At 32.7% G+C, this 17,557-nt stretch carries 17 protein-coding genes and 1 tRNA gene; 14 read left to right on the top strand and 4 right to left on the bottom strand.

Annotated elements, in window-relative coordinates; translation table 11 throughout:
• Nucleotides 1–14 precede the first annotated feature (14 nt).
• Nucleotides 15–869: a peptide chain release factor N(5)-glutamine methyltransferase gene (gene prmC, locus DM444_RS18170; RefSeq protein ID WP_111289278.1), complete on the top strand. Its 855-nt coding sequence runs from the start codon at nt 15–17 to the stop codon at nt 867–869.
• A 56-nt stretch (nt 870–925) separates the two neighbouring features.
• Here prmC and DM444_RS18165 read toward each other — a convergent pair whose 3' ends face one another.
• Nucleotides 926–2,170 carry an ABC transporter permease gene (locus DM444_RS18165; RefSeq protein WP_162614996.1) on the bottom strand — a complete coding sequence of 415 codons (1,245 nt, stop codon included), beginning with the start codon at nt 2,168–2,170 and terminating at the stop codon, nt 926–928.
• Between the two features lie 236 nt (nt 2,171–2,406).
• On the opposite strand from DM444_RS18165, the gene hisS reads away from it, so the two are divergent.
• The 12 genes from hisS to DM444_RS18105 all read left to right on the top strand — a co-directional run bounded on the left by hisS (nt 2,407) and on the right by DM444_RS18105 (nt 13,641).
• Nucleotides 2,407–3,834: a histidine--tRNA ligase gene (hisS, locus tag DM444_RS18160; protein ID WP_111289206.1), complete on the top strand. Its 1,428-nt coding sequence runs from the start codon at nt 2,407–2,409 to the stop codon at nt 3,832–3,834.
• Nucleotides 3,835–4,075: 241 nt separating this feature from the next.
• Nucleotides 4,076–4,146: transfer RNA gene (locus DM444_RS18155), tRNA-Trp, on the top strand.
• Between the two features lie 462 nt (nt 4,147–4,608).
• Nucleotides 4,609–5,187, top strand: coding sequence for a nucleotide exchange factor GrpE (locus DM444_RS18150; protein WP_111289205.1), 579 nt, complete (start codon nt 4,609–4,611; stop codon nt 5,185–5,187).
• Nucleotides 5,188–5,256: 69 nt separating this feature from the next.
• Nucleotides 5,257–6,366, top strand: coding sequence for a molecular chaperone DnaJ (gene dnaJ / locus DM444_RS18145; protein ID WP_111289203.1), 1,110 nt, complete (start codon nt 5,257–5,259; stop codon nt 6,364–6,366).
• 161 nt (nt 6,367–6,527) lie between these two features.
• Complete coding sequence (locus DM444_RS18140) at nt 6,528–7,457, top strand: ABC transporter ATP-binding protein (protein WP_111289201.1); 930 nt, start codon at nt 6,528–6,530, stop codon at nt 7,455–7,457.
• An 82-nt stretch (nt 7,458–7,539) separates the two neighbouring features.
• Nucleotides 7,540–8,856, top strand: coding sequence for an ABC transporter permease (locus tag DM444_RS18135; RefSeq protein ID WP_111289199.1), 1,317 nt, complete (start codon nt 7,540–7,542; stop codon nt 8,854–8,856).
• A gap of 97 nt (nt 8,857–8,953) precedes the next feature.
• A complete protein-coding gene (locus DM444_RS18130; RefSeq protein WP_111289197.1) occupies nt 8,954–10,117 on the top strand; it encodes a sigma-54-dependent transcriptional regulator in 1,164 nt (387 codons plus the stop codon).
• A 147-nt stretch (nt 10,118–10,264) separates the two neighbouring features.
• The gene (locus DM444_RS18125) at nt 10,265–10,927 is read left to right on the top strand and encodes a DEAD/DEAH box helicase (protein WP_111289195.1); all 663 of its coding nucleotides are present in this window, start codon (nt 10,265–10,267) and stop codon (nt 10,925–10,927) included.
• Nucleotides 10,928–11,070: 143 nt separating this feature from the next.
• Nucleotides 11,071–11,883, top strand: a complete 813-nt coding sequence (locus tag DM444_RS18120; RefSeq protein ID WP_111289193.1) for an alpha/beta hydrolase — start codon at nt 11,071–11,073, stop codon at nt 11,881–11,883.
• Nucleotides 11,884–12,007: 124 nt separating this feature from the next.
• Nucleotides 12,008–12,226, top strand: coding sequence for a putative signal transducing protein (locus DM444_RS18115; protein ID WP_091133675.1), 219 nt, complete (start codon nt 12,008–12,010; stop codon nt 12,224–12,226).
• Between the two features lie 75 nt (nt 12,227–12,301).
• On the top strand, nt 12,302–13,105 hold the full coding sequence (locus DM444_RS18110; protein ID WP_111289191.1) for a Cof-type HAD-IIB family hydrolase: 804 nt from the start codon (nt 12,302–12,304) through the stop codon (nt 13,103–13,105).
• A 5-nt stretch (nt 13,106–13,110) separates the two neighbouring features.
• Nucleotides 13,111–13,641: a GNAT family N-acetyltransferase gene (locus DM444_RS18105; protein WP_111289189.1), complete on the top strand. Its 531-nt coding sequence runs from the start codon at nt 13,111–13,113 to the stop codon at nt 13,639–13,641.
• A 69-nt stretch (nt 13,642–13,710) separates the two neighbouring features.
• On the opposite strand, the gene DM444_RS18100 is transcribed toward DM444_RS18105, so the two are convergent.
• Nucleotides 13,711–14,232 (bottom strand): hypothetical protein, encoded by a 522-nt coding sequence (locus DM444_RS18100; protein ID WP_111289276.1) that lies wholly within the window; start codon nt 14,230–14,232, stop codon nt 13,711–13,713.
• Between the two features lie 487 nt (nt 14,233–14,719).
• On the opposite strand from DM444_RS18100, the gene mtaB reads away from it, so the two are divergent.
• Nucleotides 14,720–16,054 carry a tRNA (N(6)-L-threonylcarbamoyladenosine(37)-C(2))-methylthiotransferase MtaB gene (mtaB, locus tag DM444_RS18095; RefSeq protein WP_111289187.1) on the top strand — a complete coding sequence of 445 codons (1,335 nt, stop codon included), beginning with the start codon at nt 14,720–14,722 and terminating at the stop codon, nt 16,052–16,054.
• A 107-nt stretch (nt 16,055–16,161) separates the two neighbouring features.
• Here mtaB and DM444_RS18090 read toward each other — a convergent pair whose 3' ends face one another.
• A complete protein-coding gene (locus tag DM444_RS18090; protein ID WP_111289185.1) occupies nt 16,162–16,668 on the bottom strand; it encodes a hypothetical protein in 507 nt (168 codons plus the stop codon).
• Nucleotides 16,669–16,760: 92 nt separating this feature from the next.
• A complete protein-coding gene (locus DM444_RS18085; RefSeq protein WP_111289183.1) occupies nt 16,761–17,477 on the bottom strand; it encodes a 3-ketoacyl-ACP reductase in 717 nt (238 codons plus the stop codon).
• Nucleotides 17,478–17,557: the final 80 nt, after the last annotated feature.

Below are 17,557 nucleotides of genomic sequence, written 5' to 3'. Positions count from 1 at the left end.
CTCAAAAAATAAAAATGAAAATTAAACAATATCGTACTCAGTTTATTAAAGAATTATCTCCTTTTTACGATGCGTACGAAGCAGAGAGCTTTTTTTATTTGATTCTTGAGGATAAACATAAACTTCGCCAGATTGATTTAGCGTTAAATCATGAATTGGTTTTTGATGAGAATGATTTTGTGATATGGGATGAGTTGTTAAAACAGCTTAAAAAAGAAGTTCCGATTCAATATTTACTTGGGAAAACTAATTTTTATGGTTTGGATTTTGAAGTAAATGAAAATGTTTTGATTCCGAGGCCTGAAACAGAAGAATTGGTCGAATGGATTATTAACGAAAATACAAGTCCTGCTAAAAACAAAAAAATAAGAATTCTAGATATTGGTACGGGAACTGGCTGTATTGCTATTTCTCTGGCAAAGAATCTTCCGAACGCAGAAGTTTTTGGAATTGATGTTTCTAAAAAAGCAATTGAAACCGCAAAAAGAAACGCTTTAAAAAATAATGTCGACGTTACTTTTATGTTTCTGAATATTTTGGAAACAGAAGAATTTACGTGTCAGTTTGATATTATAGTTTCAAATCCGCCGTACGTTCGAAATTTAGAAAAAGTAGAAATCAAAAAGAATGTTTTGGATTACGAACCGCATTTAGCGCTTTTTGTAGAAGATACTGATCCATTGATTTTTTATAGAAAAATTGCTTCTCTATCGAAAAACGGACTTCAGAAAAGTGGGAAATTATATTTTGAAATCAATCAATATCTTGGAAAGGAAATGATCGATTTATTAGAAAATATGAATTTCAAAAATGTTGAACTTCGAAAAGATATTTACGATAACGATCGTATGATAAAAGGGAATATTTAAGTTTTTAGTCTCGGTCTCAGTTTTCAGATATATTAACTGAAAACTGCGACTAAAAATTATTCATAACGCAAAGCTTCAATAGGATCTAATTTTGAGGCTTTAATTGCGGGATATAAACCAGAAACTAGCGCAACACAAAAACTTGTTCCAAAAGCGGCAAAAATAGCCATCCACGGAATCACAAAAACAAAACTCATGGCCGTTGCAATGGCAAAACCAAGGAGGATTCCTAAAAGGATTCCAACCAAACCTCCAATTTGTCCGATCAATAAAGTTTCTATAAAAAACTGAAAAGCAACAGTTGATCTTTTTGCTCCCAAAGCTTTACGAACACCAATTTCGCGAGTACGTTCTGTAACCGAAACAACCATAATATTCATTAAGGCGATTGAAGATCCTAAAATTGTGATGACAGATATAGTCCATGCTGCTATTCCTAGATATTGAGTTATGCTTAGAATTCGGTTAATCAAATCATCGCTTCGGCCAATTCCAAAATTATTATCGCGGACAGGACTTAATTTACGAACTCTTCGCATTGTGCTTGTCGCATTGTCTATGGCTTCGTCTAAAACTTCTTTCTTGGAAACCATTACGCTTATCGTATAATTAATGTTTGGTGCCGTAAATAAGGAACGCGCTACTTGAATTGGAATTAAAACGCGCAAATCCTGGCTGTTTCCAAAAGTTGATCCTTTTTCTTTTAAGACACCAATAACTTTAAATCGAGCGCCTCGAATTGAAATTATTTTATCAATAGGGTTTAGGTCTTTTAATAGGCCCTTTTCGAAATCAGAACCTACGATACAAGAATAAGTATTGTTTTCAATATCGAATTGATTGAATGAACGACCTAAAGTAGTTTCTAAACCAGAATTCGAAATAAAATGTTCGTCAACTCCAAGTACTGTAATTTCTGGATCAGTTTTGGTGTCTAAATATTTTACTTCGGCTTTTGAGGTTGCTGTAAAAGAAAGTGAAGTCTCCGTAAAAGGATATTTATATTTATTTTTAAAAGCAACCGCTTCTGGATAAGAAATAATTGGGTTTATGATTTCGCGTTCGTTTCCGCCACGATTTTTAAGGTTATTTTCGTATTGATTAATATTGAAAGTATTAGCTCCCATCGAAGCAAAATTGGTTGAAACGGTATTTTCAAGTGCTGTAACAACAGTCAAAATTCCAACCAAAGCGGTAATACCGATGGCAATAATTAAAACGGTAAGAATAGTACGCAGCAATTGTGTTTTGATAGAACCAAATGCAATTCGGATATTTTCTTTAAATAATTTTAGCATCATGACCAATTTGTCACGAAAATACGTTTTTTGTTACAAGTTTGTTTTCGAAGTGTTATTATTTATTTTAAAAAGTAAGATATTTGCAGACTTAATAAGGCGAAGGTTGGAAAGTTTTAAAGTCGAAAGTCTAAAGAACTGACAATCTAAAAAATCTAGAAATAAATTAACATCATAAGGTTTTTAGATAAAGATTGAAACAATCTAAAATCTAAAATCAACAATCTAAAATAAAAAAGATGGCTTCAAAACCAAGTATACCAAAAGGGACAAGAGATTTTTCACCAGCAGAGGTGTCAAAACGTCAATATATTATTCAGACTATAAAAGCTAATTTCGAGAAATTTGGTTTTCAGCCAATCGAAACGCCTTCGTTTGAAAATTCAGACACCTTAATGGGGAAATATGGAGAAGAAGGAGATCGTCTGATTTTTAAAATTTTAAATTCTGGAAACTTTTTCTACAATAAAAGTAAAATTGAATTGCCAGAATCAATTGAAGAATTACAATTAAATTCTGCTGAGAAAATTACTTTAGAGCAAAGAATTGAATTAAATAAATTCACAGGAAAAATTTCTGAAAAAGCTTTGCGTTACGATTTGACAGTTCCGTTTGCAAGATATGTGGTACAGCACCAAAGCGAAATTGAATTTCCTTTTAAAAGATATCAAATCCAACCAGTTTGGAGAGCTGATAATCCGCAAAAAGGGCGTTTTAGAGAATTTTTTCAATGCGATGCCGACGTTGTTGGTTCAAAATCTTTATGGCAAGAAGTAGAATTAGTTCAATTATACGATACTGTTTTTACAGCTTTAGGTTTGGAAGGCGTAACGATTAAAATTAATAACAGAAAAATTTTATCTGGAATTGCAGAAGTAATTGGCGCTTCAGATAAATTAATTGATTTTACGGTTGCTCTTGATAAATTGGATAAAATTGGAGAAGACGGCGTTAAAAATGAAATGATCGAAAAAGGAATTGCTGAAGATGCTTTAGTAAAAGTACAGCCACTTTTCAGTTTTTCAGGAACTTTTGCAGACAAAATTGCACAGCTTTCAGAATTATTGTCATCTTCTGAGGAAGGAATGAAAGGTGTTGAAGAGCTTAAATTTATATGTGATAATGTTGCTGAATTAGGACTTTCTACTGCGATTTTAGATTTAGATGTGACTTTAGCTCGCGGTTTAAATTATTATACAGGAGCAATTTTTGAAGTTGCAGCTCCAAAAACAGTTGCTATGGGTTCAATCGGAGGTGGCGGAAGATACGACGATTTGACGGGGATTTTTGGTTTAAAAAATATGAGTGGTGTCGGAATATCTTTTGGATTGGATAGAATTTATCTAGTTTTAGAAGAATTACAATTATTTCCAGAAACAGTTGCGGCGACTTCTAAAGCATTGTTTTTGAATTTTGGAGATAAAGAAGCTTTGTATGCTTCTCAGGCAATTCAGAAATTAAGAAAAGAAAATATAAAAGTAGAATTGTATCCTGACAATGTGAAAGTTGGAAAACAATTTCAATATGCAGACAAACGTTTAATTCCGTTTGCAGTATTGGTTGGAGATCAAGAAATCACGTCAAATTCTTATGCGCTTAAAAATTTAGTGACAGGAGAACAAGTTTCTGTTGATTTCGAAGGGTTGAAGAAGGCTTTACAGGCATAATTAAATTTTTATTTCACGCAGATTCTGCAGATTGGAGCAGATCTAACTTGATTAAAAAAAGTAAATCTGCTTTAATCTTTATAAATCTGCGTGAAATATTAAAAATACTTTGCCAAGCTAACTATCTGGGATAAAAGTTTTTGCTTTAGATTCCGCAGATTTAAAGGATTTTCTTTTAAAATCTCTGCCCGAAATAGTTGCTGGAGAAGAAAAAAAACTCTTAATTTGCCGACCTTAAGTTACGGGCGTAGTTCAAGGGTAGAATAGCGGTCTCCAAAACCGTTGATGGGGGTTCGAATCCCTCCGCCCGTGCAATAAAATATTTTTTATCACAAAGCGCAAAGTTCGCAAAGCTATATTTTATAAATGCTTTGCGAACTTTGTCTTTTCTATAAAAGCTTAAGAATGAAAAAAACTTTGCGTTCTTTGCGTTAATTTTTTTTCCTTATATTAAGGTTTTGTCATTAATCCAAAGATGAAGAAAGCATAAAAAAAAGCTTCGTCTCTATAGGCGAAGCTTTTTTTAATATAAGGTAAATTTGAATTAATAATTATTTTGAGGCCGAAGCCAACCCTTAAATTCAATTTTTGGTGTAATAATTTATGTTTTTACGCTATCAAAGATAAAATAAACTATAACGTAATAGTCTTAAAATTGTATTAAATTTTAATGAGCCTATTTCGTTTTTTAAAAGTCTCATAATTAATAAAGTGACAATTTGACATTTTAAAAGATTTGGCAGTACTTTTGCAATCTAACAGAAAGAAATAAAAATGAAGTTTAAGAATATTTTTAAAAATAAAAGTAATATGACTACGGAAAATACAGAATTCGATCAGGAATTAGACGATGTAACGTTAGAGAACAATGCCAACGGAGAGCAGTTAATTGTTGAAGAATTAAGTGTTGAGGAGCAATTAGCTAAAGACTTGGCTCACGAAAAAGATAAGTTTTTGAGATTATTTGCTGAATTTGAAAATTACAAAAAAAGAACTTCAAAAGAGCGTCTTGAATTATTTAAAACGGCAAACCAAGAAGTTTTATTGGCGATGCTTCCAGTTTTAGATGATTTTGACAGAGCGACAGTAGAAATCAACAAGTCTGATGATGAAAATTTGAAAAAAGGTGTTGAGTTGATTCATGAAAAATTGAAAAGCACTTTAGTTTCTAAAGGTTTAGAGCAAGTTGAAATTCAAGCAGGAGATGCTTTCAATGCTGATGTTGCTGAAGCAATTACCCAAATTCCAGCTCCGTCTGACAAATTAAAAGGGAAAATTGTTGATGTTATTGAAAAAGGATACAAATTAGGAGACAAAATCATTCGTTTCCCTAAAGTTGTAGTTGGAAACTAAAAAGCAAATAAAAATTCTGGCTCCAATTTTGGATTTTAGAATTTTAGATTTTGGAATTTAAACCTAATTATGAAAAAAGATTTTTACGAAATACTAGGCATTTCAAAAAATGCTGATGCTGCCGAAATAAAAAAAGCTTACAGAAAAAGTGCGCTTAAATACCACCCTGATAAAAACCCAGGCGACAAAGAGGCAGAAGAAAACTTCAAATTGGCGGCAGAAGCTTACGAAGTTTTAAGTGATCCGCAGAAAAAAGCGAAATACGATCAATACGGTCATCAAGCATTTGATGGTTCTGGCGGATTTGGCGGTGGTCATGGCGGTATGAACATGGATGACATTTTTAGCCAGTTTGGTGATATTTTTGGTGGCGGATTTGGCGGTTTCGGAGGCGGAGGCGGAGGTCCTCGTCGTGCTAAAGGAAGCAATCTTCGAATTAAAGTTAAATTGACTTTAGAAGAAATTGCAAATGGAGTTGAGAAGAAAGTAAAAGTAAAACGTAAAGTTCAGGCAAAAGGCGTAACGTATAAAACTTGTACGACTTGTAATGGTCAAGGACAAGTAATGCGTGTAACCAATACCATTTTAGGAAGAATGCAATCTGCGTCAACTTGTCCTACTTGTGGTGGTTCTGGTCAGATTTTAGATAAAAGACCTTCTGAGGCAGATGCTCAGGGAATGGTTCAAGAAGACGAAACAGTATCAATCAAAATTCCTGCAGGAGTTGTTGACGGAATGCAGTTAAAAGTTGCTAACAAAGGTAACGACGCTCCAGGAAATAGTATTCCAGGAGATTTAATTGTAGCGATTGAAGAAGTTGAGCATGAATTCTTGAAGCGTGAAGGTGAAAATATTCATTTCGATTTATATATCAGTTTCCCTGAAGCAGTTTTGGGAGTTTCAAAAGATATTGAAGCAATCAACGGAAAAGTTCGTATTAAATTAGAAGAAGGAATTCAGTCGGGAAAAATCTTAAGATTAAAAGGAAAAGGAATTCCAAGTTTAAATGGTTACGGAAACGGAGATTTACTGGTTCATGTAAACGTTTGGACTCCAAAAACATTAAATAAAGAACAAAAACAATTCTTTGAAAATGCTTTAAACGATGAACATTTTGTTCCAAGTCCAGAGAAATCAGAGAAATCATTCTTTGAAAAAGTAAAAGATATGTTTTCATAATTTGAACTTTTTTAAAAGGTTATAAAATAATAAAAACCCATTCTAGTATAAATTAGAATGGGTTTTTTGCGTATTATGACACAATTTCGCTTCGAATTATTTACTTTTACAGTCGCTGAACCGTAATAGGCAAAGTGACGCAGTAAATCCTTAAAAATAGCATGAGTAACTTACTTGAAGTACATAAAGTCGTAAAAAAATACGGCGATTATGTAGCACTTAACGAAGTTTCATTAAATGTGCCAAAAGGCAGTATATATGGACTTTTAGGTCCGAATGGAGCCGGAAAAACTTCCCTTATCAGAATCATAAACCAAATTACATTGCCAGATAGTGGCGAAGTAATTTTGGATGGAGAAAGATTGCAACCAAAGCATGTGCAAACTATTGGATACCTTCCTGAAGAAAGAGGTTTGTACAGTTCGATGAAAGTAGGAGAGCAATGTTTGTATCTGGCTCAAATGAAAGGACTTTCTAAAGCTGAAGCCAAAAAACAACTAGACTATTGGTTTGACCGATTGGGAATTCAAGGCTGGTGGAACAAGAAAATTCAGGAACTTTCTAAAGGAATGGCACAGAAAATTCAGTTTGTGGTTTGTGTTTTGCATAAACCAAAATTGCTAATTTTAGATGAACCTTTTTCAGGATTTGACCCTGTAAATGCTAATGTTATTAAAGATGAAATTCTGGCATTAAAAGAACAAGGTTCTACTATTATTTTTTCGACGCATCGAATGGAAAGTGTAGAAGAGCTTTGCGAAAACATTGCTTTAATTCACAAATCAAATAAATTGATCGAAGGAAAAGTTGCAGATGTGAAACGTCAGTTTAGAACAAATAGTTTTGAAGTTGGAATTTTGACCAATAATGTTGAAGGTTTGATGTATGATATCACTCAAAAGTTCACGGTTTCGCCTGCTAATTTTAAATCGCTAAATGATGATTTAAAATTAAATATTCAGATTGGAAATGCAGCGCCAAATGAATTATTACATGTTTTAACACAACGTGGACAAGTAACACACTTCGTTGAAAAAATACCGAGTATAAACGATATTTTTATCCAAACGGTAACGGAAAATAAAGTTTAGATTTCAGATTTTAGATTTTAGAGTGAAAACTAAAATCGAAATCGGGAATCTAAAATCAACAATCTAAAATCTAAAATTATAAATGAGCATCATCTCGTTGATTATAAAAAGAGAATTTATTGCCAAAGTCCGCAATAAATCTTTTGTTGTCATGACTTTTTTGAGTCCGCTTTTATTTGTGGCGATTGCTGTTTTTATTGGATATTTAAGTTCGATGAAAGCAGAAACAAAAAGAATTGCGATTCATGACGAAACTGGACTTTTTGCTTCTGATTTTTTAAAAGAAAATAAAAAAGGAGCCGAATTCAAATATTTAAATTTATCTGAAATTGATGTAAAGGCTTTAAAAGATAGCATTACAAAAGAAAATTTCAACGGATTAATCGTTATTCCGAAAACAAAAAATATAAAAGACTTAGAAAGTAAAATTGAATTTATTTCTAATAATAGTCCGAGTATTTCTTTTATTGAAAGTACTCAGGATGTCATTGGAAATAAAATTACAAAACTAAATCTGGAAGAAGCAAAACTGGACACTTTGGCGATTCAGAAAGCACAATCAGATGTGAACATTCATTTGGTTAAAGCTTCTGGAGAAGAAAGTCTGAAAGGTTTAAACGAAATTAAAATTGCGATTGGCGGTGCGTTTGGTTACTTGATTATGATGTTTATTATCATTTACGGAAATATGGTAATGCGAAGTGTAATCGAAGAAAAAACAAATAGAATTATCGAAATCATTATTTCATCTGTAAAACCTTTTCAGTTAATGATTGGTAAAATTGTCGGAACTTCATTAGCAGGAATTTTACAATTTATGATTTGGGCAATAATTGGTTTGGGATTAATGTTTGCTGCTTCGGCATTTTTTGGCGTGAACGTTGGACCAACAGCCAGAATTTCACCAGAATTAATGCAAACTGCTCAACATGAACTTTCTGGATCGGCGCAAATGTATATTGCCGAATTATGGAATTTGCCAATTGCAAGCATCATAATCGGATTTGTGATTTATTTTATCGGAGGATATTTTTTATATAGCTCATTTTATGCAGCAATTGGAGCCGCAGTTGACAATCAAACCGATTCTCAGCAATTTCTGCTTCCAATTTTAATGCCTCTGATTTTGAGTGTTTATATCGGATTTTTTACAGTTGTAAACGATCCGCACGGAAGTGTTGCGGTTATTTTTTCAATGATTCCGTTAACTTCGCCAATTGTAATGTTAATGCGTATTCCGTTTGGCGTGCCGTGGTGGCAAATCGCAATTTCGGTATCATTATTGTTTGCTACATTTTTCCTTGTTGTATGGTTCGCTGCCAAAATTTACCGCGTAGGTATTTTAATGTACGGCAAAAAACCGACTTGGAAAGAATTGTATAAGTGGCTAAAATATTAACTTGAGATTCTAAGATTCTAAGTTTCTGAGATGCTAAGATTTTAGCTAAAAAAACTCAGAATCTTAGCATCTTAGTATCTTAGTATCTTTAAAAAGAATGAGTAAAATACTAATTGTCGAAGACGAAGCAGCGATCAGAAGAGTTTTGGTGAAAATATTATCAGAAGAAAATGATTCGTATCAGGTTGATGAAGCTGAAGATGGTGTTGCTGGACTTGAAAAAATAAAAAACAACGACTATGATTTGGTTTTGTGCGATATCAAAATGCCAAAAATGGACGGTGTTGAGGTTTTAGAAGAAGTAAAAAAGATAAAACCAGAAATTCCGATGGTAATGATTTCTGGACATGGAGACATGGAAACAGCAATTCAAACCATGCGTTTAGGAGCTTTTGATTATATTTCAAAACCACCAGATTTGAACCGTTTATTGAATACGGTTCGTAATGCTTTGGACAAAAAACAATTAGTAGTTGAAAATAAAATCCTGAAGAAAAAAGTCAGTAAAAACTATGAAATGATTGGTGACAGTGAGTCGATTAATCATATCAAAGTGATGATTGATAAAGTTGCTCCAACAGAAGCAAGAGTTTTGATTACAGGGCCAAACGGAACAGGAAAAGAACTAGTGGCGCATCAATTACATGAAAAAAGCGAGCGTTCTAGTTTTCCGTTAATCGAAGTAAACTGTGCGGCTATTCCAAGCGAATTGATTGAAAGCGAATTGTTCGGACACGTAAAAGGTGCTTTTACATCGGCAGTGAAAGATCGCGCTGGAAAGTTTGAAGCTGCAGACAAAGGAACTATTTTCTTGGATGAAATTGGAGATATGAGTCTTTCGGCGCAAGCCAAAGTTCTAAGAGCGCTTCAAGAAAGTATGATTACGAGAGTCGGTGCTGATAAAGATATTAAAGTTGATGTTCGTGTAGTTGCGGCGACGAATAAAGATTTAAAAACAGAAATCGCTGAAGGCCGTTTCCGTGAAGATTTATACCATCGTTTGGCTGTTATTTTGATTAAAGTTCCGCCATTGAATGAAAGACGTGATGATATTCCTGCTTTGATTTTGCATTTTACAGAAAAAATAGCTTCAGAACAAGGAAATGCAGCTAAGTCATTTTCGGCGCAAGCCATAAAATTATTACAAGAATACGATTGGACAGGAAATATTCGTGAACTTCGAAATGTAGTCGAAAGATTGATTATTTTGGGAGGAAGCGAAATCTCTGAAAGTGATGTAAAAATGTTCGCAAGCAAATAGGTGCTTCGCGCGGTAGGCTATAAGCAGTAAGCTTTAAGCTATGATAACGAAGTTTTTTGCCTATGGCGTATTGCCTAAAGCTTAAAGCTGGAAAAATAAAATAATTTTTGCTTATAGCGTAAAGCTTAAAGCTTAAAGCTTAAAAAAATGAAACTAAAAAAAATAAACGAGAAATTACAAGACGCCCTAATTGAAAACGGTTTTACAGAAGCAAATGCTTTGCAACTGGAGACTTTTTCGACCATAAAAAGTGGTGCTGACTGTGTAATTATTTCGCCAAAAGGAAGTGGAAAAACAACGACAATTGTTATGAATGTGATTCAGCAATTGGAAGGAAAAACGGAAGAATCGCCACGAGCTTTGATTATTGTTGAAGACAAAGAGAAAATGGTTGCAATGGTCGAGCTTTTTGAGAAATTAGGGAAATATACTAATCTTGAAGTTTATGGCGTGCACGATAAAGGCGATATGGATTATGATAAAAACTACGTTTCTACCGGAATTGACATTTTAATTGGAACACCAACAAAATTAAATGATATGTTTAGTACGGCTGGTTACAATGTAAATCGTCTTAAAATGTTTATTTTGGATGATGCAGATCCGATTTTGAAATTACGTCATGATCCAAAAATTACACGTATTTCTAATAGTATTGCCAAAGTGCAACGAATTATTTTTTCTGAAACTCTGACAGAGCGTATTGAAATTTTGGCAGATAAAATCATGCTTGAGCCGTATTTGTTTGATATGGATGAAGAAGGAGAAGAGCTTGATGAGGATGAAGATGATATTGAAGAAGAAGAATAGTTTTATATAAGTTTATAGTCCCGGTTTTCAGTCGCAGTTACTGAAAAGCGGGATTTTTTCGTGAAAGAGTCCCAGTTTTTGGTCGCAGTTTACAGTTGTATTTCTGAAAAACTGCAACCGAGACTGAAAACTAAATTAAAAATATGGAGATTTTAAAAACAGTTAAATTTTTAGGAATAGTGCTTTTGTGCTTTTTTCTTATCCTATATGTTTTGATTGTTTCTTATGTGTACTTTAATCAAATTGGACTGGTTTTTCATGGTTCAAAACTGCCAAAAGATTTTAAGTTTGATTATAAGCAAAAGTTTGAAGAAGTAAATATTCCTTCTTTTGATGGAACTGTTTTGAACGGATTATTGTTTAAGGCTGAAAACTCAAAAGGTCTTGTTTTTTATCTTCATGGAAATGCTGGAACGCTTGAAACTTGGGGGAAAATTGCAAAAATATATACTTCATTAGGTTACGATATTTTCATTTTAGACTATAGGAGTTTTGGAAAAAGTGAAGGTGAAATTGAGAATGAAGAACAATTAAGTAAAGATATTTCTATTGCATATAAGAAAGTAGCTGAGAAATATTCTCAGAATAAAATTATTATTGCAGGATATTCAATAGGTTCTGGTTTTGCGACTAAATTAGCTTTAGAAAATAATCCGAAAGCTTTGATTCTTCAGGCTCCGTATTACAATTTTCTAGAATTGTCCAGTTCTAGAGTGCCATTTTTTCCTGACTTTATGAAGAAGTTTAGTTTAGAAACAAATCTCTATCTTCCAAAAATTAAAAGTCCAATTTATATTTTTCATGGAACTAAAGATCAGTTAATTCCAATTGATAATTCAATTCGATTGAAGAAGTTATTGAAATCAAATGCCTATTTTTATCCGCTGAAAAATCAAGAACATATTGGAGTAAACGAAAATGAAGATTTTCAAGAACAATTAAAAAAAATATTATAAGTCGCAGTCTTAGTTTTCAGTCTCAGTAACTGAAAAACGAGATTTTATAAGTCAAAGTTTTCTGTCGCAGTTTGCAATCTGAAAACTGTGACTGCGACTGAAAACTAATAAAAAATAAAATATCATGGGGTTAATGAAGGTGTTTTCAGGAAGTGAAGTATTAGCGATTGCTTTGCAAGAAAGATTGGAAGAAGCGGGAGTTGAAACAGTTAAAAAAGATAATATTCAATCAGCACGTTTAGGAGGCTTTGGCCAAACAGATTTGGCGGTTGAAGTATTTATACAAGAAACAGATTTTGCAAAAGCAAATCCAGTTATAGAAGAATTTAGAATGAGCCTTTAATAAGTCGCAGTTTGCAGTCTCAGTTTACAGTTAGATACTGAAAACTGAGACTGAGACTGGAAACTAAAAAAAAATATGCAATACAAAATGTTAGTGCTCGACATGGATGATACCTTGTTGACAGACGATCACCGAATTTCAGATTTAAATAAAAAAGTAATATTAGAAGCTCAGGCAAAAGGCGTTTATGTAGTTCTGGCTTCAGGAAGACCAACTTCGGCAATGACTGCTTATGCTAAAGAATTGGAATTAGATAAAAACGATTCGTATATGATTTCGTTTAATGGAGCGATAATCAGTCAAGTAAAAGATGATTTGATTTTGTTTGAACAGAAATTAACCGTTCAGCAGATTCATGCTTTATATGATTATAGCATTAAAATGAATACGCATATTATTACGTATTTGGATGATGAAATAATCAGTGAAACAGATTCTGAGTATATCGAAGTAGAAAAAGAAATTACTGGGATGGCGCATCATAAAGTTGCAAGCTTTAAAGATTATGTAGACAGACCAGCCGTTAAATGTATTTTATTGCAAGATCCGTCGTATTTGAAGCCTTTAGAAGAAGATTTAAAAGAAGCGATGCCACATTTAAGTGTTTCTATGTCTAAACCATTTTTCTTAGAAGCTGCGCAGCAAGGAATAGATAAAGCTGCTAGTTTGAAGTTTTTGGCAGATAAGTTAGGAATTCATCAAAGTGAGATTATCGCTGTTGGAAACGCAGGAAATGACTTGACAATGATAGAATATGCAGGTTTGGGCGTTTGGGTTGATAACGTGACACCTGAATTGCGTGATAAAGCCGATTTAATTGTAGCTTCAAATAATGACGATGGAGTTGCTGAGGTAGTGACACGTTATATTTTAAACTAAAAAATATGAAAAATCCAATTGAAACAGAGCGTTTGCTTTTAAGAGAATTAGAACTTTCTGATGCAGAAGGAATGTTTGAATTGGATTCAAATCCGAATGTGCATTTGTTTGTTGGCAACAGACCCGTAAAACATATTGAAGAAAGTATTGAATATATCAAGTTTGTTCAAAAACAATATAAAGATTTCGGAACAGGAAGATGGGCTGTTGTTTTAAAAGAAACCAATGAGTTTATTGGATGGTCTGGAATAAAGTATATAACAGACGAAATTAACGATCATAAAAACTTTTATGAGTTAGGATACCGTTTTATCGAAAAGCATTGGGGAAAAGGTTATGCTACAGAAGCAGGAAAAGCTTTTATAGATTATGCCTTTAATAAAATGAAAGTTGAAAAATTGTATGCTTATGCTGATGCAGGAAACGAAAATTCAAGAAAAATTCTAGAGAAATTAGGTTTTCGTTTTATAAATTCCTTCAATCATCAAGAAGAATTAGAAGTTTGGTACGAACTTAAAAATCCAAACTCAAACTAAGAAATGTATTCCAAATCTTTACATACTTAAAAGTCAGTAAAGATTTGGAAACAAATCAGAGTTATGCTATTATTTTTTAGCTACAGAAACGAAATATTTATTTCCGTCACCCATTGTTAATTTTACACGCTCATCACAAAGATCGATAGCGAAGTTTGCACTTTCGTAACAGCTGCAAGTTGTGTTTTTGTCTTTAGACATTTCTGTTTTACAGTTGTTGTTTTTAAAGCTTGCCAATTGTGGTGTGTATAAACTAACCAAGTCAGTAGAAGCAGTCACTAAAGAAATAATACTTGCGGAATTATTATTAGTAATTCTGTAAACGATTCTATCCGTATAGTTTACTTCGTTAACAGTTACTTTACGAATGTAAGTATAAGCTGTAGAACCTTCTCCTGGCTCTTTAACTTCAAACTTAAACCCAACTGCACGAATAGCAACATCAAATTGCTGCTGAGAGTTGAAGCTTGCCCAAGTCGTTAATGTACTAATAGTAGGAAATGGATTTGCTGCAGCAGGGGCATTAGTTTGCGCTTGCGAACTAAATAGGGTTAAGAACATCAAGCAGATTGTGGGTAAAAATGCTTTCATAAAGCGTGGTATTTGTATTTTAATTTTGCCTACTCTCTTTGGTTTTCGGCTTTCCCATTTCATTTTGTAACACAAAACAACAACATAACGAGTAGAATTCAAAATTGTTATGCTCGAATTATTATTAAATTAATTAAAACGTATTAAAATTCTCAAATATGAATTTATTTTTGACCTGTTTCATAACAAAAGTAAATGTAAGAAATTTTGAATTTAAAACCGAAAAAAGTGCACTTAATCGGTAAAATTTGCGCTTAATCGATTATTTTGTCATTTTATTCTTATCGAAATGTTAAAAAAATCTGTTTTAATGGTCTCGATTTTTTCAAAAAATAAAATGAAAAAATTTTAAATAAAATGTTCCTAAATTAACATTGGCGCAAATTATTGATTCGAAGTGTCTTAATTGCTTTCTTTTGAGAAATATTGTTTGTAAATTTGCAGCCTTAAATTTTTTGACAACGATTTCATTAATTTAAGACAGATTATGGAAAATAGAAAAAAAGTTGCCTTTTATACGCTGGGTTGTAAACTGAATTTTTCAGAGACTTCTACAATTGCCAGAAATTTTAATGACGAAGGTTTTGACCGTGTCGATTTTGAAGAAATAGCAGATATTTATGTCATTAATACTTGCTCTGTAACAGAAAATGCAGATAAGCAGTTTAAGCAAGTAGTAAGAAAAGCAATGAAGCTGAACGAAAAAGCTTTTGTTGCTGCTGTTGGCTGTTATGCACAATTGAAACCAGAAGAATTAGCTGCGGTTGATGGAGTTGATTTGGTTTTGGGAGCTACAGAAAAATTCAAAATCACGGACTATATTCATGATTTGAGCAAAAACGATATGGGCGAAGTTCACTCATGTGAAATTGCTGAAGCCGATTTTTATGTTGGAAGTTATTCTATTGGAGATCGTACAAGAGCATTTTTGAAAGTTCAAGACGGATGCGATTATAAATGTACCTATTGCACAATTCCTTTAGCAAGAGGAATTTCTAGAAGTGATGCTTTAGAAAATGTATTGAAAAATGCCAAAGAAATTTCAGCTCAAAATATTCGTGAGATTGTTTTAACTGGTGTAAATATCGGAGATTATGGAAAAGGGGAGTTTGGAAACAAAAAACACGAACATACTTTTTTAGATTTAGTTCAGGCTTTAGACAAAGTGGAAGGAATTGAACGTTTAAGAATTTCTTCGATTGAACCAAATTTATTGAAAAATGAAACTATAGAATTCGTTTCTAAAAGCCGCACTTTTGTACCGCATTTTCATATTCCGCTACAATCTGGAAGCAACGATATTTTGAAATTAATGAAGCGTCGTTATTTGCGTGAAGTTTATATTGATCGTGTCAATAAAATTCGCGAAGTAATGCCTCATGCTTGTATTGGTGTTGACGTAATTGTTGGGTTCCCTGGAGAAACAGATGAACATTTCTTAGAAACATATCATTTTTTAAATGATCTAGACATTTCTTATTTACACGTTTTTACGTATTCAGAAAGAGACAATACAGAAGCGGTTGATATGGAAGGCGTTGTTCCTTCGAATGTAAGAGCAAAAAGAAGTAAAATGCTTCGTGGTTTATCGGTTAAAAAACGCCGTGCTTTTTATGAAAGTCAATTAGGAACAAACAGAACAGTTCTTTTTGAAGGAGAAAATAAAGAAGGTTACATTCACGGATTTACTGAAAACTACGTAAAAGTAAAAACACCTTGGAATCCTGAATTGGTAAATACTTTGCAAGAAATTAACCTAACAAAAATCGATGAAGACGGAAGTGTTCGTTTGGAGTTTTTGAATAAATTGGCGGAAGTTTAATTAATGATTTAAGAACTTTGTCAAAGTTTCAAACTTTGACAAAGTTTATACATAACGAATAAAAAAGCCCTTTTTGAGCAAAAAAGGGCTTTTTCTGTTTTTTAGAATTATTCATTATCCTGAACAATCAATTTCAAAGAATTAATATAATCCGTATCAAATTCTATAACTCTAATTTTTTCTGGATTAAAAGCTAATTCTCCTCCAAATTGACCGCGCGTGTCTAGAAAATCAATTGTCAATTCTTCGTTATTCAATTTTATTAATTTTCCTAGATAAGCAGATTTAGATGATTTTTTGGAGATCTGGAAAATTCCGTACTTCTTAGAAACATAACTTATAATTGAAGCTAAATCTTTAATCGGGATAATATCATCAGAATTAATTTTTAAGCCTTTTAAACGAATTACTTTTTCTGTAAAAGCCAAATCATGATCTCGATTTACAGCTTCAATATTTTTATTTCTAAGAATAACAAAACCATCCAAAACAAAATCTACAGGATTATTTCGAAGTAAAATCCATTCATCAGAATAATCAATTAAAAATCCGCTGAAGATTTCTTTTTTATCCTGAAATTCTATTTCGACTAATTGTCTTAAATATTGTTCCATCATATATTTTTTTAAAATTTCAATATGAAAATTCCAAATTCCAATTCATACGATATTTGGAATTTGGAATTTTAAAAATTTGGGATTTAGTTTTATGGGTTAGTAGACCAAATACTGCTATTTTTAATAAATACTCTTCGGTTTAATTTTAACTGTGCGATAATTAAGTCTGCCATATCTTCAGACTGCATTACTTTTTCTGGGTTTCCGTCAGTCAGGTTTAAGTCTTTTGCCATATCAGTTGCAACTGTACTTGGCGTTAAAGCTGTAACACGAATATTGTGTTTTCTCATTTCCTGCATCAAAGAATCGGTTAAACCTAAAACAGCAAATTTAGATGCGCTGTAAGCACTTGTCAAAGCATTTCCGTTTAATCCAGCAGTTGACGAAATATTAATAATATCTCCAGTTTGTCTTTCGATCATATTTGGGATAATCGCACGAGTTGTGAAATACGTTCCCATTAAATTCACTTGAATAATTCTTTCCCAAGCTTCTGGTTCTAATTCTAAGAATTTTCCAAAAGAAGCAATTCCGGCGCTATTGATTAAAATATCGATGTGTTTAAATTCAGCCAAAGCTTTTTCTACAGCTTTATTAATAGAATTTATGTCAGAAACATCTGCTGTTAAAGCCAAAGCTTTCACACCTAAATTGGAAGCTTCGTCAGCTAATTGTTCTACGTCTTTTTGAGTTCTTGAAACCAAAATCAGGTTTACACCTTCTTTAGCCAAGGCAATTGCCACAGCTTTTCCAATTCCTTTTCCTGCGCCTGTAATAAAGGCATTTTTATTTTTTAAGTCGGTCATGATTGTGTTTTTAGAAATGTAGAAAGCATCATTTTAAGTCTTACAAAAATAAGCTTTTGAAAACTAAAATGATGCTTTAA

The organism is Flavobacterium ginsenosidimutans (assembly GCF_003254625.1).
In the GTDB taxonomy this organism is placed as follows: Bacteria; Bacteroidota; Bacteroidia; order Flavobacteriales; family Flavobacteriaceae; genus Flavobacterium; species Flavobacterium ginsenosidimutans.
This window is presented reverse-complemented; position numbering and strand designations above follow the sequence as displayed.